This is a genomic window from Anaerobacillus alkaliphilus, from assembly GCF_004116265.1.
GTDB classification, from domain to species: domain Bacteria; phylum Bacillota; class Bacilli; order Bacillales; family Anaerobacillaceae; genus Anaerobacillus; species Anaerobacillus alkaliphilus.
Window position 1 is genome coordinate 1 of sequence record NZ_QOUX01000042.1, and the last position, 20,741, is coordinate 20,741.

Annotated in this window: 15 protein-coding genes and 1 tRNA gene; 12 read left to right on the forward strand and 4 right to left on the reverse strand. The window is 36.2% G+C overall.

The window, feature by feature from the left end; all coding sequences use genetic code 11:
• Positions 1-95 precede the first annotated feature (95 nt).
• The 4 genes from DS745_RS24595 to DS745_RS12905 all read left to right on the forward strand — a co-directional run bounded on the left by DS745_RS24595 (position 96) and on the right by DS745_RS12905 (position 5,673).
• Positions 96-236 carry a hypothetical protein gene (locus DS745_RS24595; protein WP_161568258.1) on the forward strand — a complete coding sequence of 47 codons (141 nt, stop codon included), beginning with the start codon at positions 96-98 and terminating at the stop codon, positions 234-236.
• Between the two features lie 33 nt (positions 237-269).
• Positions 270-346: transfer RNA gene (locus DS745_RS12895), tRNA-Arg, on the forward strand.
• A 217-nt stretch (positions 347-563) separates the two neighbouring features.
• A complete protein-coding gene (locus tag DS745_RS12900; protein ID WP_129078654.1) occupies positions 564-4,052 on the forward strand; it encodes a BadF/BadG/BcrA/BcrD ATPase family protein in 3,489 nt (1,162 codons plus the stop codon).
• A gap of 13 nt (positions 4,053-4,065) precedes the next feature.
• Entirely contained in the window at positions 4,066-5,673 is a 1,608-nt protein-coding gene (locus DS745_RS12905; RefSeq protein WP_129078655.1) for a 2-hydroxyglutaryl-CoA dehydratase, read from the forward strand.
• Between the two features lie 99 nt (positions 5,674-5,772).
• Here the strand turns inward: DS745_RS12905 and DS745_RS12910 are convergent, their stop codons facing one another.
• The 4 genes from DS745_RS12910 to DS745_RS12925 form a co-directional block, all read right to left on the reverse strand.
• A complete protein-coding gene (locus DS745_RS12910; protein WP_129078656.1) occupies positions 5,773-6,213 on the reverse strand; it encodes a hypothetical protein in 441 nt (146 codons plus the stop codon).
• A gap of 217 nt (positions 6,214-6,430) precedes the next feature.
• The gene (locus tag DS745_RS12915) at positions 6,431-7,777 is read right to left on the reverse strand and encodes a cytochrome P450 (RefSeq protein ID WP_129078657.1); all 1,347 of its coding nucleotides are present in this window, start codon (positions 7,775-7,777) and stop codon (positions 6,431-6,433) included.
• Positions 7,778-7,818: 41 nt separating this feature from the next.
• Positions 7,819-8,853 carry an alpha/beta fold hydrolase gene (locus DS745_RS12920; protein ID WP_241657811.1) on the reverse strand — a complete coding sequence of 345 codons (1,035 nt, stop codon included), beginning with the start codon at positions 8,851-8,853 and terminating at the stop codon, positions 7,819-7,821.
• The gene (locus tag DS745_RS12925; protein WP_129078658.1) at positions 8,846-9,340 is read right to left on the reverse strand and encodes a hypothetical protein; all 495 of its coding nucleotides are present in this window, start codon (positions 9,338-9,340) and stop codon (positions 8,846-8,848) included. Before DS745_RS12925 ends, DS745_RS12920 begins: the two co-directional genes overlap by 8 nt.
• Before the next feature lie 162 nt (positions 9,341-9,502).
• On the opposite strand from DS745_RS12925, the gene DS745_RS12930 reads away from it, so the two are divergent.
• The 8 genes from DS745_RS12930 (at position 9,503) to DS745_RS12965 (ending at position 20,524) form a co-directional block, all read left to right on the forward strand.
• On the forward strand, positions 9,503-9,718 hold the full coding sequence (locus DS745_RS12930) for a hypothetical protein (protein WP_129078659.1): 216 nt from the start codon (positions 9,503-9,505) through the stop codon (positions 9,716-9,718).
• A 353-nt stretch (positions 9,719-10,071) separates the two neighbouring features.
• Entirely contained in the window at positions 10,072-11,871 is a 1,800-nt protein-coding gene (locus DS745_RS12935; protein ID WP_129078660.1) for a cache domain-containing sensor histidine kinase, read from the forward strand.
• Positions 11,843-13,432: a response regulator transcription factor gene (locus DS745_RS12940; RefSeq protein ID WP_241657812.1), complete on the forward strand. Its 1,590-nt coding sequence runs from the start codon at positions 11,843-11,845 to the stop codon at positions 13,430-13,432. Before DS745_RS12935 ends, DS745_RS12940 begins: the two co-directional genes overlap by 29 nt.
• Positions 13,433-13,453: 21 nt before the next feature.
• Positions 13,454-14,788: an ABC transporter substrate-binding protein gene (locus DS745_RS12945; protein ID WP_129078661.1), complete on the forward strand. Its 1,335-nt coding sequence runs from the start codon at positions 13,454-13,456 to the stop codon at positions 14,786-14,788.
• Between the two features lie 154 nt (positions 14,789-14,942).
• Positions 14,943-16,769: a GH32 C-terminal domain-containing protein gene (locus DS745_RS12950; protein WP_241657813.1), complete on the forward strand. Its 1,827-nt coding sequence runs from the start codon at positions 14,943-14,945 to the stop codon at positions 16,767-16,769.
• Positions 16,770-17,060: 291 nt separating this feature from the next.
• Entirely contained in the window at positions 17,061-17,996 is a 936-nt protein-coding gene (locus DS745_RS12955) for an ABC transporter permease (RefSeq protein ID WP_241657824.1), read from the forward strand.
• A gap of 15 nt (positions 17,997-18,011) precedes the next feature.
• Positions 18,012-18,887 (forward strand): carbohydrate ABC transporter permease, encoded by an 876-nt coding sequence (locus DS745_RS12960; RefSeq protein ID WP_129078662.1) that lies wholly within the window; start codon positions 18,012-18,014, stop codon positions 18,885-18,887.
• A gap of 29 nt (positions 18,888-18,916) precedes the next feature.
• Positions 18,917-20,524, forward strand: a complete 1,608-nt coding sequence (locus tag DS745_RS12965; protein WP_129078663.1) for an ABC transporter substrate-binding protein — start codon at positions 18,917-18,919, stop codon at positions 20,522-20,524.
• Positions 20,525-20,741 lie beyond the last annotated feature (217 nt).

Genomic DNA, 20,741 nt, shown 5'->3' on the forward strand with positions numbered 1-20,741 from the left:
GTTTCGACGCAGAAAGCACCGAAGCGTTACTAGTAGAGGAAGAAACAGGATACTACGGAGCGTTACATCGTCCGTAATCATCGTGAGAAACATCATTGATTATACTACATGCGCTCTTAGCTCAGCTACGAGCAACACATCTTCGAATAACTACGAGTTGTTTCGACGCAGAAAGCACCGAAGCGTTACTAGTAGAGGAAGAAACAGGATACTACGGAGCGTTACATCGTCCGTAATCATCGTGAGAAACATCATTGATTATACTACATGCGCTCTTAGCTCAGCTGGATAGAGCATGGCACTTCTAATGCCAGGGTCGGGAGTTCGAATCTCTCAGGGCGCGCCATTTAAAATATTGGAAAATCGTCTGAGCATTTAAGAGAACTAACAATTTGTTAGTTCTCTTTTTATCTATATTTATATAAAAAACTAATATTTTTAACAGGTACGCTACCACCTAGGTAACGTATCTTTTTTTATACCTAAAAAGAAAACACTATGAATATGTTGCAAAACAATAACCATACTAAAAAGGGAAATATATTCATAGTGAGGTGTTTTTTTTGAAAAGTGAAGATATTCATTCGGTCTACATCGGAATTGATGTGGGATCAACAACCGTAAAAGCTACAGTTGTAGATCCTTCGACTAAGCAAATTCTTTGGTCGGATTACCAACGTCATCATACGAAACAGGCAGAAATGGTCCAAGAGTTTTTAGTTCGGATTGGAAATGAATTCTCTCATATAAAACGAGATCAAATTCGAGTCTTTATCACAGGATCCGGTGGTGGACCAATTGCCGAACATATTGGGGCAAAATTTGTCCAAGAAGTAAACGCAGTTACGATGACCGTGGAAGAATTACACCCTGATGTTGGTAGTGTTATTGAGTTAGGTGGCCAAGATGCAAAAATCATCATTTTTAAAGAGAATGAAGAAACAGGCGGTAAACAAGCGATCACCTCTATGAATGATAAGTGCGCATCAGGTACAGGGGCAACAATTGATAAATGTATGATCAAGGTTGGCTTACCTGAGAGTGAAGTTGCGAAGTTACAATTTGATGATACAAAGCTACATCACGTGGCTGCAAAATGTGGAGTATTTGCCGAAACTGATATTGTAAATTTAGTGAAAAGTAGCATTCCTTCAGCGGAAATCATGTGCTCACTTGCTGATGCGATTGTTATGCAAAATCTATCAGTGTTAACTAGAGGAAATACGTTGCGTCATAAAGTGTTATTACTTGGTGGCCCTAATACATATTTACCTTTTTTACAGCAATGCTGGCGTAAACGTATTCCTGAGGGCTGGGAAGAACGCGGCTACAATTATCCAAAAGATGTGCCAATTGAAGAACTTATTTTTATACCGGAAAATGCCCAGTTCTATGCTGCATTTGGGGCTGTAATGTATGGAATGCATGAACCTGCTGACGTTGGTATTTATAAAGGAATTGAAGATCTAAAAACGTTTATTATGCACGGTCGTAAAGCAAAGCTTGGTGAAAAAGCGGGTAAACCACTAGTAAACAGTGAAGAAGAATTAGAGCAATTTCGTATTCAATATAGTATTCCGAAATTTACTCCTGTTCAATTTAAAGAAGGAGAAAAAATTCAAGCTGTTATCGGACTTGATGGAGGTTCTACTTCCTCAAAAGCTGTCTTAGTAGATATGGATGGAAATATTCTATTAAAAGAATATCAACTATCCAAAGGAAACCCGATTCAGGATACTCGTGAACTACTAGGGAAAATAAGAGATAGAATTCACGAAAGTGGAGCAAAGCTCGAAGTAATGGGATTTGGTGCAACTGGTTATGCGGCTGACGTACTGGAGAAAACGTTAAATGCAGATGTAAACATAGTTGAAACCGTTGCCCATATGATGAGTGCTGTTCACTTCTTCGGTGATATTGATGTCATCTGCGATATAGGTGGTCAAGACATTAAAGTCTTATTTTTAAAGAATGGAGATATTCGAAATTTCCGTTTATCAAATCAGTGTTCAGCTGGTAATGGCATGCTTCTACAAGCGATGGCTGATCAGTTTGGAATTCCAATTCAAGAGTATGCGGATACTGCATTTAGTGCTGACCTGTCACCGAAGTTTTCTTATGGATGTGCTGTATTTTTAGATTCAGACCGAGTTAACTTCCAGAAAGAGGGTTATTCCAAAGAAGAATTGTTAGCTGGATTAGCTCTTGTGTTACCTAAAAACGTTTGGCAATATGTTGTCCAAGTTCCTAGGATGGCAGAGCTTGGTCGTAAATTTGTACTTCAGGGTGGAACTCAGCACAATCTAGCTGCTGTAAAAGCACAAGTAGATTACATAAAAGAGCGTGTTCCAGATGCTGAAGTGTATGTTCACCCACATACAGGTGAAGCGGGTGCGATTGGTGCCGCGATGGAAACGATCCGTGTTGTAAAACGAAAAGGGTTTTCAACATTCTTAGGTTTAGACTCAGCAATTGGTATGTCTTATGAGTCACGTAATGACGAGTCTACCCGTTGTAATTTCTGTCCGAACCTCTGTAGTCGAACATTTATTGATACGAAAACGCCAGAGGGACAAACGGCTCGTTATATCTCAGGGTTTAGTTGTGAAAAAGGAACGGTAGAAGATAAAGATGCATTAATAACATTAACGAGAGAACGTAACCAACTAAAGAAACACTATCCTAATTTAGTTGACTATGAAGCGAAGAAAATGTTTAAACGTTTTTATGATCAAAAGCCACTACCAGAAGCAACGACAGTTATTGAAGATGTGCAAGTAAAGCCTGGCCTCCTAGGGTTCGGTACGAAAAAGGTGAAATACACAAGAACCTTCCAGCGTTCTTCTGATGAAGCGTTAGAGCATCGTCAAAATTTACGAATAGGGATTCCGAAGGTACTTAATATTTGGTCAACAGCGCCATTTTGGCGGACCTACTTTGAGACTTTGGGCATACCAGAAAAACAGGTAGTGTTTAGTGATTATACAAGCGAAGAGATGTGGCAAGCTGGCGGAAAATATGGTTCGATTGATCCTTGTTATCCTTCAAAGGTTGCACAAGCCCATATTCATAACTTGTTATTTAAACATCACAAAGAAGAAAAACCGCTACATGCAGTTTTCTTTCCTTGTATTACCCATATAGAGGCTCATATGAAAAATGTAATTGACTCAGCAAGTTGTCCAATCGTCGCTGGGGCTCCTAACGTCATAAAAGCAGCCTTTACAAAAGAAACTGACTTTTTTAAAGAGAGAGATATTCAGTATTTTGATCCTGCTGTAACGTTTACTGAGCCTAATTTACTTAAAAAACAAATGTTTGAAGCTTTTCAGGATTTCCTTCAAGTTACTGAAGACGAAAGTGATTTTGCCGTTGACGAAGCTTGGCAGGCAATGCGAATGTTTGACGCTGAAATGCAGCAAAAAGGAAAAGAAATCCTCGAACAGGTGGAAGAGGAAAATCGCGTAGCGATCCTTATGATTGGTAGACCTTATCATTCTGATCCTGGTTTAAATCACAGTGTTTTAGATGAGTTTCAGGTATTAGGTTACCCGATTTTATCAATGCGCTCGATACCGAAAGATGAAGTATGGTTACGAAGGTTTTTTAAAGAGGATATTGAAAGCGGAAAAGTAGAACATGCCCTTGAAGTTACCGATGTTTGGCCAGAGAACTTTAGTTCAAATAGTGTACAGAAAGTGTGGGCTGCTAAATTTGCGGCACGTCATCCACATATAGCAGTTCTTGATCTATCAAGCTTTAAGTGCGGTCATGATGCTCCGACATATGGATTAATTGACTCAATTATCTCAACTGCGGGTACACCATACTCGGCATTGCATGATATTGATGCGAACAAACCGAGTGGTTCAATAAAAATTCGTGTAAAAACGTATGCTCACAGCTTAAGTCTAAATGAAGAAAGGCTCCAAGATTTAGCTCGTAAAAAGGCAGAACTTGAAAAATTAATTGAAAAGAAACGGAAATCACTAGAACGAAACCAACTACTTGAAGAAATGGACGAGCTATCTAGTCGCAAAGCTCAGTCATAAAGGAGGAATTGTGATGGATAAAGTTGCTGATAAGTTTGAACAGGAATTACAACGGTATCGTGAGGAACAAGAAGCAAAGCTTGGATTAAATGAGACAAAAAGTCAATGGTTTGATCCAGTACCGAGACAATTTTTTGCCAAAGACAAAGCTTCGACAACTATTTTGTTTGGTGGTTTGACGATGGCTCACGACTACTTGATCTCAGGCGGCTTAAAAGGAATTGGTTACAATGTGGCTCATTTAGAGTGTCCTGATACAGATGCATTGCGGTTTGGGAAAGAATTTGGAAATCGTGGTCAGTGTAATCCTACGTATTTTACAGTTGGAAATTTAATTAAGCACCTTACACACCTGCGTGATGTCGAAGGAAAATCAAAAGATGAAATTGTAAAAAACTACTTATTTGTTACAAGTGGCTCTTGTGGCCCATGTCGTTTTGGTACGTATGTAACAGAGTATCGCAAGGCTCTTCGTGATGCTGGATTTGATGGGTTTCGAGTACTTCTATTCCAACAACAAAGTGGTTTGAAGCAAGCAACGGGAGAAGAATCCGCGCTTAAACTAGACAGTTCATTTTTCATGACATTCTTAAAGGGTGTATTAATTGGTGATATTCTTAATGCAATTGGATATCGAATTCGCCCTTATGAAGTAGTTGAAGGAGCAACAAATGAGGCTCTGGAACGCTGTAAAAAGATATTATTTGATGCCTTTAGTGAAAGGAAGTCAATTATTAAGGCGATGTACCGTTGCCGTAGAATTTTAGCATCTGTTAAGGTGGATCGAACAATTGTCAAGCCAAAGGTAAGCATTATTGGGGAGTTTTGGGCGATGACAACTGAAGGCGATGGGAACTATCAATTGCAGAAGTTTTTGGAAAGTGAAGGAGCTGAAGTTGATGTTCAGTCGCTAACTGCCTGGATTTTGTTCCTGATATGGGAAGGTCGCTATGACACGAAGAAGCGGATGCAGCTTCGAAAAGATGATAGTGGGCGCTTTGGCTTAAAAGGGAAAAATCCAATGAAACGCCTTGCAATGTTGAAAGTAGCAGACTTTACTGTCAAAGCTTGGTTCCAAACTTATGCAAAAATTATGGGTTTACATGATTACCATTTGCCGGATATGGATGAAGTTGCTGAAGTAGCAAACAAACATTACAACAACCAGCTTCGAGGTGGCGAAGGGCATATGGAAGTGGGGAAACTTATTTTAAACGTGATGAAAAAGAAGGTCAATATGACTGTCTCTGTAAAACCGTTTGGTTGTATGCCATCTTCTGGGGTGTCCGATGGAGTTCAATCGTTAATTACGGAAAGGTATCCTGAAGCGATCTTCTTACCAATTGAGACAACAGGGGATGGAGCAATAAATGTATATAGCCGTATACAAATGATGCTCTTTAAAGCAAAACAAGCAGCACAAAAAGAATTTGCGGATGCACTAGCTATGAAAGGATTAACAGAAGAAGACTTGCGTTCATTTGAAACGAAAGAAACTTCTCACCCATTAGCAACAAGTAATCATGTAGTTGGCTGTACAGCTGCTAACATGGTTTATGGGGTTAATAAGTTTATCAAACGATTTCCTTTTAGAAAAACAAAACTAGAAGGAGCAAACTAACGATGAATAAAAAAGCAACTAGTTAAGCTGAAATCCTTAATTAGTTGCTTTTTATTTTGATTTATAGGTAGTTGTCCATTATAAAACTAGGCTTTCCTTTTAATTATTACCGTCTAACCTTTCAAGCAGGTCTTTAATTTGAGTAAGGTTAATTAGATTTAAAATAAATTTTAAAAGTCGTCGTTTTAAATCTCTCAAAGCAAGAGGATCAAGGTTGCTCGAATTCTTCCTCTGTTTTTGAAGTTGTTTTAATAAGCATAAGATTTTCTCTATCAGTGCCTCTATTTTTGCTTCAATCTTCTTAAGAAGGCATCTAAGAGTCTCAGCATCAACGAGAGTAGGCAATCGTAAATCTAATAAATTTTCGGATCTATTTATCGGTAATAAAGATTGTAGATTGAGTTGATCACCGAACCCCAAACTTCTAAAATTAACTTCACTTACCTCATCCTCTAATATAGATTGCAGCAAGCTTTTCAGTTTTTTATCAGACTGAAGTCCAAGTAGTTTTAATAGGTCTTGAAGAGTTGTCTTTTTCATCACATAATCTCCTTTCTTGTTTGATTTCCTTCTGTAACAGTATATTCAAGCTGCAATTACCTGTTCGAAAAATGAATTGAACGCTGAGGTTAAGAAAATCTTAATAGGATATAACGACAGTTAGTAATGAAGAAACTAGATGTTAAACTGACTTTATTGGTTTACAAATTTACAAATACGAAAAAAAACCACTAGTGGACTAGTGATTTTTAATACATTATCTATCCTTTATTAATAAGCTTATTCCATGTTTTGGTCTCAAGGTAATAAGTGGCTGTGGTTTCACATCATGGTGATCATCGGGTAAAGTCACTTGATATTGTTGAACAATACAAGCCAGGACTAACACGATTTCCATTAGAGCAAAGTGATTTCCGATACACACTCTAGGGCCACCTCCAAAAGGAAAGAAAGCATAAGTCGGTAAGGTTTTCATAAAGTCATTCTCAAATCGTTCAGGAACAAACTTTGTCGGGTCTTTAAAATACGTTTCGTCGCGGTGCATGACATATTGGCTGATCATCACTGTATCCCCTTTTTTTAACGAATAATCACCAATGACGACATCTTCATCGACTTCCCTTCCAATGACGTAGGCAGGGGGATATAACCGAAGAGCTTCCCAAACAATGTTCTGAGTATATAGTAATCTAGAAAAATGTTCAGGCTTTGGCAAACTAGAACCTACAACATTGTTTAACTCATCAAATAGCTTTGTATCAACCTCTGGGTGTGTCGCAAGCAAATAAAGCGTCCACGTTAGTGCATTTGCGGTCGTTTCATGTCCAGCGAGAAAAATTGTCATTAACTCATCCTTGAGTTGCTTATCGCTCATATGAGTATCGTCTGTTTCATCCTTGGCATCCATGAGTACACCTAGCAAATCTTCATGCTTTTCGTTGCATGCTCTTCGTTTCTTAATAATTTCATTGAGGACATCATCAAGTGCATGAATGGCTTTTTTTAATTTGCGGTTCTGTTTCGTCGGAACCCATAGTGGTAGCTTTACAATTTTCCTCATTCTCTTAATGCCGAGCTTCATGACGGCTTCCATCGGTTCACCGATGACATCTGCTCCTTCTTTAAACTCCATATTAAACATTGTTTTACTAATAATCCCCAAGGTGATGTTTAACATATCCTCTGATATAAGCCTTTCCTCGCCATTTTTCCATTTGAAAATATAATTTAGAGTGGTGTTAATCATATCTTCGCCGTAGCTTAAGATGTTTGATCTTTTAAACGATGGTTGTATTAGTTTTCGTTGCCTTCTATGAAATTCCTTTTCACTGGTTAATAGACCCTCTCCTACAACTGTTTTTAATGTTTGGATATCTTCTGACTTAATAAATGACTTTTGCTTTGTCACAAGTACTTCCTTAATTAATTCTGGGTCGTTAATAAAATAAAACTTTTGAAATGGACCTAAACGAAATTGTACAAAATCACCATATTCCTTTCTGAGATTGAGTAAAAACTTGAGAGGATTTGATTGAAATTCTTGTAAATTTCCTAATAGAAAGTTCCCTTTTGGCCCAGGAGGAGTTAACTTGGTCTGCGACATTCTCTTATACCCTCCAATGAATTTTTTTGATATCTATAAATCTACGAAATTGAACGTTCAGATAACCAGTCATCAAGTGATTTTGGTAAACGACCTTTTATTGCTAAGGTAGCGTGCCCACCTTTCTCTAGTTGGTAGGTCTTATCACGGCTTGAGACAAGCTCCATAATTGAAACTGTCAACTCTTCAGGGACTAAGTCGTCATCAGTGGTTGAAACGACTAATAAATTAGCATTAATATTTTTAAGATTGACTCTAGTTTTGTTAATGAGTAGCTCATTATTTACGAGCTTATTATCTAATGCTAGGTCAAAAATTAGTTGTTTCAAGGTTGCTCCAACAAAGGGGACATGGTCACTTGTCCATTTTTGAAATCTTTTCCACCTATCAACGTATTGTGTGTTGTCGGCATGTTCTAGCAAAGCTAGATAGGGTTTAATTGGAAGAGGTGAGGTTGCTAGTTTAATCCCTTTATCTATGAATGTTGGGGGAATAATACCGTAGTGATCAATAATCTTCTCAATTGTTCCCCTTTCCTCTTTTAACATGTTTCTCCAAGAAGCTGTTAAAGGTAATTGTTGAAAATCTACCGGTGTAACAAAGAGAATTAAGTTTTTAATTGGTTCATCGGCTACTGCGGCATAAATGGTTGCTAAGGTTCCACCTAGACAATAGCCAACGACTGTAATTTCGTTAGCTTTGGAATGTCTCAGTGTATGTTGTACAGCCTTTTTGATGTACTTGCTTATATAATCATCAAGAGTTAAATCCTTGTCTTCGTATCCAGCAACACCGAAATCTAATAAATAGACATCATAGCCATTCTTTGTAAATGCCTGTATCATACTTGAATTATGGCTTAAATCGAGAATATAAGGTTTGCTCACTAAAGAATAGATAAGGAACAATGGTACCTCGAATTTTCGTTCTTTGGCAGGATAATACCAGACTACTGCCTTGTTCTTTTTCCAAATGGCAGTTTTAGGCGTTTGCCCAACTTTTATTTCTGTGTCTTCAGATGTTAGCCCAAACTGTTGTTTTACGATTTTTTTAAACTCATTGCTTCTGTTAGTCACGTTTATCGCCTCTGCTATTTATGGAGTTTAACAACTCTATGATAGTATCCTGATTTGTAATGTTTCCTAATAGTAAGTTTGTTTTAAGGAGACGCCTTAATTCTTTTCGATCATTTCTTAGTTGATGATCTTCATTTGTTGTTTCTGGTAGCTTAGATGTAGTAGAAACATCTTGGTTTTGCAGTTGTTCTGTTAAGTGATAGATTTTTTCTTCTAATGCATCTATTTTTTCTTCAATTTGTAGTCCTATTTTTGCTATATTACTTACATCATTTTTCGTTGGTAAATTTAATTGTTGAGAGATTGTTTCAGTATTTTTTCTAAGTGATTGCAACGTGTTAGAGTGTTTATTTAATCCATGTTTGATTAACTCAACTGTTTTCTCATCTTCTAATATTGAGTGTAGACATTTTCGAATTTTTTTCTCGGAACGTTCACCGACAACTTTGACTAAATCCAAAAAAGATACCTCTTTTTTACTAGACATAATGCCTCTCCTTTCTAAACTTTTGTAACAGTATATTCAAGCTGTAATTACCCGTTCAAAAAATGAATAGAACGCCTGCATTAGGCTTAAGAAATAGAGGCATAGATTAATGGAGTTTGAAGATAATATAATTGAATTAGATGTTGTTAAGGAGCGATGGAAATGGATCATAGGCAATTAGAGCAGTTAGGTGAAGAACTACGGGGGATAGGACACAAACGAAGACAATTAGTGGAGCAAATCTATCAGGAAGTAAGTGATGGTGACCAACAAACTTCAAAAGAATTGTACCAGCAGTTAAGTAGTATATCTGATAAAGCAATAGAAATTATGGAAAAGCAAAAGGAAATGTTCGATGAAGAAGTTAAAAAGATGTAGTGTGGGATCCCATACTACATCTTTTTTGGAATTAAGAAAAAAATGAACAACCCCTAATCCTCATGAAAAGCTTTTTCCATTCATAAATCGAGATAAGGACAGAACTGTCCGAGACAAGTGAAAAAGTAAAATATGATTTCTAAGTACAATATATTGGCGACTTATGTAATAATAATCACCATATTCAGTAAGTGTTCAATACTTATACAATTATTTATAGACCTTTCAACAGTTGCAATTCTTCCCTATGTTTCCAGATCTCATTGAACTATAGTAAGAATTCGGTGGTTGTGATAAATTTAAGAGAATAGGACATAAGAAAAAGATAAAAAGCCATTTCCATAGGAGGAAATATGTTTTTTTCGTTACGTAATCGAATGTTTGTCATTTTTACACTTATATTAACGATACCATTTCTTGTTTTATCCATAATTATTCCAAGTTGGTTTACAACTATAATTGAGGATGAAACAATAAGCTCAACAGAGGATATGATGGATCAATACTCTTTTTACATTGATGCGATTACTGTACAAGCTGAAGATCTGGGAAAGCAGGTACTCGTCAATCAATCTACTCAACAATGGTTAAAATATGAAAAGAAAAATATTGAGGCCAATAGTTCTGATCGCTATTTACTGAGAAATGAGTTAAGAAACCAGTTAAATTCAATGGTCTTAAATAATTCTCATACAATGTCTGTATCGATTTTTTTGAATGATGGGACAGGAATATGGGGGGATCATCCGTTGCTAGAGGAAACAGAGTGGTTCAAAGACTTTTCAAATCATGATCAGCGTTGGGTAAAAGCACATACAGACTCGTATGGCCACAACGATATGGATGTCATCAATAGTTTTCTTATCCCTTTATTTGATATGAATACGCTAGACCTTTCTGGAGTTATAAAAGTTAACTTTCCTTCATTATTATTAAAGACTGCTTTGGGTAAAATTAAGCTTGGCGAAACAGGGCGTGCTCATTTATTAACTAGGCATGGTGAAAATGTATTATCAGGTGAGATTGAAACTCCTCAATACGTGTTGGAGCATAGCTTAACTCAAATAAATGAAAGTAAGCAAAGCAAAGGCTTAATTGAAACCGCTTATGATGGGGAAGAATATTACGTATTTTTTCAAAAGCTAACAGTTGGTGACTGGGTGTTATTTACTGAAATTACGAAATCTGAGTTGTTTTTTAAGGTAGATCAAATACAAAAGAGATTGTTAATGACAAGTGGTATCATTTTTATTCTAACCTTGATCGCTGCTTATTTACTCTCTACTAATATTGTAGGTCCCCTGGGAAAGTTAGCGAAAGCGATGGGATTCCTTGAAAGAGGAGAATTTTCTGAAGCGAAAGGTTTAATGCCAACGATTAAGTCAGATAACCATGAAGTTGGTTATTTAATTAAAGTTTTTCATCAAACGATTGATCGTCTAAACCATTTAATCAAAATTGAGTATGAAGCGAATCTTCGTAGGAAAGATGCAGAATACAAAGCCTTGTTGCTACAAATTAACCCGCATTTTTTGAATAATACGTTGGAAATTATTGGAGGTCTTGCGGCACAAGGTAAAAATAAGGACGTTATAAATGTAAGTGTTTACTTAGGTCGAATGATGAGATATTCGTTGAATACTCATAGTGATGAGGTGAAATTAGGTGAAGAAATCAATTATATTCGTAATTTCACGGATATTTTGAAGTTGAGATACGAAGACTCTATTTCTATTGAAATTGAGGAAGATCTAGAAACGAAACATGTGCAGATCATAAAGTTTGTAATCCAACCACTTGTTGAAAATGCTGTTAAATATAGTTTTATTGAAAATACCTTTGCTAAAATCAACATTCGAACAGAAAAGTGTGGCAATAAAACTTTGATTATCGTCGAAGATAATGGAATGGGCATGTCTAGTGAGGTTATTTTAGAGTTGATGAATGTAGATATCTACAATGAAACAAATGATGTTTTAGCTAGTAAAGGGACTAGCATCGGGTTGAAGAATGTCCTCGGTAGATTGAAGTTATATTATGGACAGAACTTTTCATTTAACATAGACTCTGAAAAAAATCGAGGTACAAAAATTACATTGTGTATTAAAACAGGGGGGGCTATACATGATGAAGGTATTAATTACAGACGATGAAATTCAAATTCGTAAAGGATTACGCATGAAGCTTGATTGGGAAAAGGAAGGTTTCCAAGTTGTAGCAGAGGCTGCAAATGGAAAAGATGCGCTAAATATTTTGAACGAAAATGAGATCGATATCGTTATTACCGATGTGCGAATGCCCATCATGGATGGAATTGAGTTTGTGAAGCAATGTCAGCTAAAATACCCCCATGTAAAAATGATCGTTTTATCAGGATACTCTGATTTTGACTACGCTAAATCAGCGTTACAAGCAGGAGTTAGAGACTACCTTTTAAAGCCTGTTGCTCCTGACGAACTACTAGATGCATTATCTAGAATTCGTGGAGAAATTGAAGAAGAAAAAAAAACTCAAATGGAATCGGAGCGAATCAATCGGCTAGTTCACAATCAGTTTGAGGAAATACGTGAACAATATCTACTTTATTTAGTTAAAGAGGATTGGTCTGAATTAAATATAACAAAAGATAGGTTACAACAGTTAGGGTTGGAAGATTTCTCGAATGACCATGTTAAAGTTCAATTTGTGACCGTGGAAATTCGAGATACAGAAAAAAATGAAAAAGAATTATGGCTTCCGTTTAAAATGCTCTGTAAGGAAATTGCCGAAGGGGCAAAAGGAACATATTCATTTTATGATACAAACTACGCAAATATGGTTCATTTTATTAGGCATCTAGATGAAGAGCCTTTAACTGCCTCATCGAGCTTTATTCAAGACTTACAAAGGAAAGTGAAACAGTTTTTAAAATTAGAAACGGTCATTGGTATTGGTAAGGTTGCAGTAGGATTATCCCAGTTTAAGAACGGATATATTTCAGCATTACTTTCTTGGAGTCAAAGTGAATTAGGTTCACATTCACAGGTGATCGATGGTTCAGCGACAAATGAGATGTTTGATTTTTCAATGGAATTGGAAAAAAGATTAATGAACACGATAGAAAACGTTGATCATAAGACTTTCGAAACAAACCTGAGTGTCATTCTAGGGGAAACCACGAACCAATCGATGATGAAATATTCTTTTGTTGCGAACCGGGTGTTATTTTTGTTAGGTTCCCTGACCAGAAAATACGATATCGATTCAGTTGAAATCAATAACTTGATTTGGAATTGCCAGCAAAGTATCTGGGAGCTCAATTCACAAAATAAAGTAAACGAACAGCTTGTTGATTTAGCTGGTTTGATTATTGAGAATGTGATAAAAATTCGAGCGTCATCTAATGGCGCAGAAATCGTTGAAAATGTCCGACGTTTTTTGGAGCAACATTACGGAAGCGAAATTTCCTTATCTCTATTAGCGGAACACTTCCATATAAATAGTGCATATTTATCGGAAATTTTTAAATCACAAGTAGGACAAACCTTTAGTGATTATTTAATTAATTTACGTATGGAAAATGCGAGGCAATTTTTAAAAGATCCACAATTAAAAATTATTGATGTGGCACATTTAGTCGGTTTTTCAAATTCCGGATACTTCAGTACAGTATTTAAAAAATACTTTGATCAAACGCCCGTTGAATATCGGAAATCGTTAAATCATGTTAAGTAACTTGAAGGAAAGGACAATTATATGAAAAATAAGCTTGTTTTGATCATAGTTACCTCCATTGTACTTATTTTCACAGGATATACATTGTCTTTTTTCTCAGTCATTTTCACCGATTCGAATGACGAAAATGCAAATGAAAATCTAGAAGTAACTCAAATAGAGTTAACCTTTTGGAGAGCTAATGGGACGAATTTAGAAAATCGTGCCTACAGTGAGCTGATCTCGAACTTTGAAAAAGCGCATCCTAATATTAAAATTAAGATGGAATTAATTCCTTATGGTAATTATGAATTGAAATTAAGAACGGAAATTGCTGCTGGTAATCCCCCTGATATTATGGCTATCGATAGTCCAAACTTGGCTTTGTATGTAAATTCAGGATCGCTTTTATCCATTGACGAAAAGATGAGACAAGAAGGGAATATTATAGATATACCAGCAACAACTCTTAATGGTATGATCTTTAATAATGAGATTTATTTAGCCCCAATTGTAGAATCTGGTTTAGCGCTTTTTTACAGTATGCAATTATTCAGAGATGCGGATCTGCCATTTCCACCAAACGATCCATATCAACCGATGACCTGGGAGGAAGTCTTAGAGATTGCTAAGAAAATTAATCAACCAGAGAATGGCGTATATGGAATTGACCCAGCACAAGGTTTTGCTGATGGAGAAGCACCAGCTTATTTTAAATTACCGATCCTTTGGCAATTTGGGGCTGAAGTGTTAAATTCGGAGGCAACTACTGCAGACGGATTTTTAAATTCCAATGAGGCATTGGCAGCATTACAATTTTATCAAGATTTATATCACAAATATCAAGTTGCACCGATTGAATCACTTCCAAATCCATTAGTAAATGGAAAAGTTGGTATGACAGTTCTAGGTTCTTGGTATTTAGAAGACTTAAAAAGGAACTTTCCTGACTTTAAATTAGGCGAGGATTTTGGAATTGCCCCTTTACCGATTGGTAAAAATCAAGTTGCACCAAATGGGGGCTGGGCGCTCGGAATATCCTCAAAAACAAAATATCCTGAAGAAGCGTGGCAATTTATTCACTATTTGACGAATGTTGATGGAGCTAAGAAGTATGTGGAAATTACTGGGGATTTACCTGCTAGATACTCAGTAGCTAATCAATTTCCTGAACTGAATGAATACCCTAAAAATATCTTTGTGATCCAAGCTCAAAACTTTGCGAAAAACCGCCCGATTACTCCGGTCTATCCTGTCGTCAGTGAGGCAATTAAGACACTGTTTGAAGATGTTGGGATAGGTAAAAAAGATGTTAAAATCTCTGCAGATGAAGCAGTAGAAAAAATTAATGCTAGCTTAAATGATATTAGCAGATAATCCTCTAGGTTAAATCTAGAGGATTTTTTTGTGTTTTTAGAACCTTTAATTTTTATATGTATGAATCCAAAAATATTAAACTCTAAAATTACGACCATTTGTTATAGTGAAAAGTAATTTATGTGTTACTAAAATGAATTAAGGGGTGACGATCTTGTTTTTTTCTTCTAAAAAAATCTTACTTTGTTTAGCAATTACTTTAGCTGGGATGGTTGGATGCAGTCAGACGATAAGTTTAGATTACGAGGCAAATGATGATTATTATACTGAAAGATATCGGCCACAGTATCATTTTTCAACTTTAGCAGGAAATTTAGCTGATCCGAATGGATTGATCTATTTTAAAGGAGAATACCATTTATTTCATCAAAAAAACGGTCACTGGGCCCATGCTATTAGTAAGGATTTATTGCATTGGGAGCATCAACCGATTGCATTGGAACATGATGAACTAGGACAGGCTTTATCTGGCAGTGCTGTCGTGGATTGGAATGATTCAACAGGCTTTTTTGACGGTAAAGATGGTTTAGTCGCGATCTATACGAGTACGGTTGGTGGCGAAGCTCAAAGTATCGCTTATAGTAAAGATAGAGGGAGAACATGGGAGCGTTATGAGGGGAATCCAGTGATTAAAAACCCTGGGATTAAAGACTTTAGAGACCCTAAAGTTTTTTGGCATGATGAGACAGAAAAATGGGTGATGGTTGTCTCAACTGATAAAAGTGTTACATTTTTCGGTTCAGATAACTTAATTAATTGGCACTACCTTAGCCGATTTGGAGATGGGCAAGGTTCACATGTAGCTGTTTGGGAGTGTCCTGATCTTTTTCGTTTAGCAGTTGATGGGGACGAAGGTAACGAAAAATGGGTTTTGCACGTTAGCATTGGTGATAACAATAAAACAAATGGCTCAACTGCTCAATATTTTGTTGGTGAGTTTGATGGCGAGCAGTTTATAAATGATCATTCACCTGAAACAGTCTTAATTACTGATTATGGTCAAGATTTTTATGCTGCACAATCATTTTCCGATATTCCGAAAAAAGATGGGAGGAGAATTTGGTTAGCTTGGATGGCAAATTGGAGATATCCATATCAAAGTCCAACAGACCCATGGATGGGAGCAATGTCTATTCCTCGAGAATTATCTTTAAAAACGATGGAGGATGGTAGTGTTCGATTGTTTCAGGAACCGATTAAAGAAATAAAAAAATTGAGAGCAAATGAGTATTCTATCAAAGAGTTAGAAATTGAAGGGGATTATCGTATTACTGATTTTTCTGGAACAACATTTGAATTTGAGGGTATCATTCAATGGGAGGATGTCGAGGAGATTGGCATTCGTGTCCGTCAGTCAGATGAAGAAGAAACAGTCGTTGGACTAAATACCATCACAGAAACAGCTTTTGTTGATCGAACGAACTCAGGATTAGATAGAATCATTGATCGTAATGGTGAATTTTTTCAATTTGGTTCTCGATATGAAGCCAATTATCCAGCCTTTAAAAAACAGTTGAAACTGCGAGGATTTATTGATGAATCATCTATAGAGATATTTGTAAATGATGGCGAATTGGTCTTTACAAATTTAATTTATACTAACTCAACAAACAGTGGGATTGAACTTTACACAAAAGGTGGGAAAGCTAAGGTAGTATCCTTAAATTTCTTTCATCTTCACTCGACCTGGAGAAACCCTCCAAAAGAAGATGAAATAACACAAATTGTTGTAAATGAAGATCGTATTCATATAAAAGTAGAAGAAGAGACCACCCTAAAAGGACAAGTAAAACCTGACTGGTTACATGGAAATGGAGCTCAACTACTTTGGTTTGTAGAGGATCCTGAGATCATTGAATTAGCGAATGATGGAAGTAGCGCTATCATCAAAGGGAAAAAAGTGGGAACAACCCAAGTGGTGGTAACAGATATAAACCAGACAGTTGAGAAGAAAGTTAGTGTAAGAGTAACTAGTAAATAAAATGATGAATGGATAGGTAATCCCCTAGTTAAATAACTAGGGGATTTTTCTATTTTTCAGGGTCAGAAAAATATTATCTAAAAAGGCATGTTTTCATGTGCGAAACATCCAAAAATATTAGATGTTCAGAACCAATAATATTGAACTATTTCTTGTATTAATTTTGTTAAATTTGTAATAGATCAAGAATTACTTGATAAATTGTGAAAGCGCTTTTCATGGGGGCACTTATCTTATCAAAAGGAGGTTACTAGCTTGCAAATAAAAACGGAGAAAGAAACAGTGCTTGATATAAAACCTAAAAGAAACCTAGTTTCAAAATTGAAGCATCAAATCGATTATATAAAGAAGAATTATATCCTTTATTTGCTTATTGCTCCAGCTATTATTCTTACAATTATTTTTAAGTATATTCCTATGTATGGGGCAACAATTGCATTTAAGGATTTTAGCCCAATGAGAGGAATTATGGGCAGTGAGTGGGTGGGCTTTAAGCACTTTACAACCTTTTTAGAGTCACCAAATTTTTTAAATATTTTTATGAATACGCTTAAATTAAGCTCTTTTGAATTGTTGATAGGTTTTCCGATCCCGATCATCTTAGCGTTGATGCTTAATCAGTTGAGGAGAGCAAAGGTTAAAAAGAATATTCAATTAGTTTTATATGCACCGCATTTTATTTCCGTAGTAGTAGTTTCAGGGATGGTATTTCTTTTTCTATCACCGGCAGGTCCAATTAATGCGATATTAACGATTTTTATGGATAAGCCAGTTTCGTTCATGTCCAACCCAGATTCGTTTAGGTCGATTTACATTTTGTCTGGAGTATGGCAAGGGGCAGGCTGGGCATCAATCATTTATGTTGCAGCACTCGCCAATGTTGACCCTCAGTTACATGACGCAGCAACCGTTGATGGTGCCTCCTTATTACAACGTATTTGGCATATAGACATACCAACGCTGAAGCCCGTGATGGCAGTACTTTTTATTTTGGCAGCAGGTGGGATCATGGCAATTGGTTTTGAAAAAGCATATTTATTGCAAACATCAATGAACATCCCTACATCTGAGATTATTCCAACTTATGTTTATAAAAGAGGTTTACTTGCAGGGGATTATTCATTCGCTACGGCTGTTGGTATATTTAACGCTATTATAAACGTGTTTTTATTACTGTTTGTTAACCAAGTAGTTAAGAAGTTAAATGAAGGTGAAGGTCTGTTATAGGAAGGAGGAAACCGAATGAACAACTCAAAAGGCGACCGTATGCTGTTATTAATCAATAATGTGTTATTAGGTATCATAGTACTTGTTGTTCTAGCCCCACTTTTATACGTATTACTGGCATCATTTTTACAACCAAATGTGTTAATTTCAAAAGGGTTTTCTTTCAATGCAACTGACTGGACCCTCGAAGGCTACAAACGAATTTTTAGTGATGGGACGATACTGAGAGGGTTCTTTAATTCATTATTGTATGCGACTACCTTTACGATTGTAACGGTAACAGTCTCGGTTCTAGCAGGATATTCGTTGTCGAATGATGATCTAGTTGGTAAAAAGGCGTTTATGATCTTTTTTCTAATTACGATGTTCTTTAATGGGGGACTAATCCCAACATATTTAGTTATTAGAGATTTAGGAATGCTTAACACGATTTGGGCAATTGTACTTCCAAACGCGATTTCTGTTTGGTTCATCATTTTAGCAAGAACGTATTTTAAAGCTATTCCGAAAGAATTGAAGGAAGCAGCTAGAATTGATGGAGCATCAGAGTTTGGCATCTTCTTAAAAATTATTTTACCTTTATCAAAACCGATCATTTTTGTGTTAGCTTTATATGCCTTCATTGGACAATGGAATGCATATTTTGATGCAATGATTTATCTTGATGATCGGGAACTTTTCCCGTTGCAATTAGTTCTTCGTTCAATACTCATACAAAATGAAGTGCAACCTGGTATGATTAGCGATCAGCTAGCAATGGCAGAATTACAAAAGATTTCAGAGATGATTAAATACTCTTCCATCGTAATTGCCAGCTTACCATTATTAATTATGTATCCTTTTTTCCAAAAGTATTTTGAGAAAGGCGTTATGGTAGGTTCATTAAAATAATATAAAAAATCAAAGTGAGGAGAATTACAATGAGAAAAATTTTAAAAACCATGTCAGCATTGCTACTTTCAGGAATGTTACTTGCAACAGGTTGTAGCAGTAAAACCACTCAATCTTCTTCTGCTGAAGACTATGGTCTTTCAGGCGTAGAGTTACCGTTAGAGGACAAAGTAACATTGAACTTTATGTCACAAAGTTCACCATTAGCACCAACAGATCCTAATGAAAAATTAATTTTTAAAAGGTTAGAAGAAAAGACGAATGTTCATATTAATTGGCGTAATTTTACATGGGATAACTTTGCAGAAAGAAGAAACTTAGCTTTTGCAAGTGGTGAGCTTCCAGATGCAATCTTTGATGCAGCTTTAGGTGATTATGATCTATTAAGACTAGCAAAAGACGGTTCTATTATTCCTGTAGAGGATTTAATTGACCAATATATGCCTAACTTACAGAAAGTATTAGAGAAAGCTCCTCAGTATCGAGCGATGATGACAGCTCCAGATGGTCATATTTATTCATTTCCATGGATTGAAGAATTAGGTGCTGATAAAGAAAGTATTCACTCTGTAGACGTATTTCCATGGATTAACGTGAGCTGGTTAGCTGAACTTGGATTAGAAATGCCAACAACGACAGAAGAATTAAAAGAGGTACTGATTGCCTTTAAAGAAAATGATCCAGCTGGAGATGGTAAAACAATTCCAATGTCATTTATTTATGGTCATGGCGGAGAAGATTTAACTTTCTTGTTTGGCTCATTTGGATTAGGTGATAACTGGGATCATACAGTTGTAACAGATGATGGGAAAGTTGTATTTACAGTAGCGGAAGAAGGATATAAAGAAGGTATAAAATATTTTAACGAGCTATATGAAGCAGGTTTGATTGATATTGAGGCATTTGAGCAAGATTGGAATACGTATATTTCAAAAGGTAAAGAAAATCGTTATGGTTTATATTTCACATGGGATAAAGGTAACATTACAGGAATGAATGACACATATGATCTTATGCCAGCTTTAGCAGGTCCTGATGGACACAAAAATGTTACGAGAACAAATGGGATGGGCTTTGATCGAAATCGAATGGTTATTACAAGTGCAAATAAAAACCTAGAATTAACAGCAAAATGGATTGATGCCCTTTATGAACCACTACAATCAGTTCAAAACAACTGGGGTACTTATGGTGATAATGAGCAACAAAACATTTTTGAATTTGATGAAGCAGCAGCTATGTTAAAGCATTTACCATTAGGAGATGCGTCACCTTGGGAATTAAGACAAAGAACATTTACAGCAGGACCACTAGCTATTTTAGATAGTTATTATGGAAATGTTACGACCAAACCAGATGATGCAGCTTGGAGATTGAATTTAATGAAAGATGTAATGGTTCCTGACATGAAAGCTGAAAATATTTATCCGAGAGTATTCTTCTCAATTGAGGAGCTTGATAGACTTTCTACGATCGAAACAGACTTATTTCCTTACGTAAAAAGAAAACGTGCAGAATGGATTACTAATGGTAAAGTTGAAGCTGAATGGGCAGAATATTTAACCGAACTTGATCGTCTAGGTTATCCAGAATGGTTAGAAATCAAGCAAGAAGGATATGATCGTTCTACAAATTAAGTAACGGTGCCTGCCACCACCCGGATATTGAAGTCTTGGTGGTGACTGGCATTTTGTTTAAAAGTAAGAACTTATAATAGCGCACTTTATTGAACTGCTGCCTCTAGGGTCCATATGGTTCTCGAGGCAAAGCTGTATGAGGTAACTCTAAGGAGTATTTCATGATGTGATTGAGATCAGTTGCTTTTGTTGCCGAGAGGCAGGTGCCTGGAGCTTT

Excerpts from the sequence above, each read along its gene's own strand:
- DS745_RS12925 (WP_129078658.1), bottom strand. The coding sequence starts at position 9,340 with ATGTCTAGTAAAAAAGAGGTATCTTTTTTGGATTTAGTCAAAGTTGTC.
- DS745_RS12915 (WP_129078657.1), bottom strand. The coding sequence starts at position 7,777 with ATGTCGCAGACCAAGTTAACTCCTCCTGGGCCAAAAGGGAACTTTCTA.
- DS745_RS12940 (WP_241657812.1), top strand. The coding sequence starts at position 11,843 with ATGATGAAGGTATTAATTACAGACGATGAAATTCAAATTCGTAAAGGA.
- DS745_RS12910 (WP_129078656.1), bottom strand. The coding sequence starts at position 6,213 with ATGAAAAAGACAACTCTTCAAGACCTATTAAAACTACTTGGACTTCAG.
- DS745_RS12935 (WP_129078660.1), top strand. The coding sequence starts at position 10,072 with ATGTTTTTTTCGTTACGTAATCGAATGTTTGTCATTTTTACACTTATA.
- DS745_RS12905 (WP_129078655.1), top strand. The coding sequence starts at position 4,066 with ATGGATAAAGTTGCTGATAAGTTTGAACAGGAATTACAACGGTATCGT.
- DS745_RS12945 (WP_129078661.1), top strand. The coding sequence starts at position 13,454 with ATGAAAAATAAGCTTGTTTTGATCATAGTTACCTCCATTGTACTTATT.
- DS745_RS12960 (WP_129078662.1), top strand. The coding sequence starts at position 18,012 with ATGAACAACTCAAAAGGCGACCGTATGCTGTTATTAATCAATAATGTG.
- DS745_RS12965 (WP_129078663.1), top strand. The coding sequence starts at position 18,917 with ATGAGAAAAATTTTAAAAACCATGTCAGCATTGCTACTTTCAGGAATG.
- DS745_RS12930 (WP_129078659.1), top strand. The coding sequence starts at position 9,503 with ATGGATCATAGGCAATTAGAGCAGTTAGGTGAAGAACTACGGGGGATA.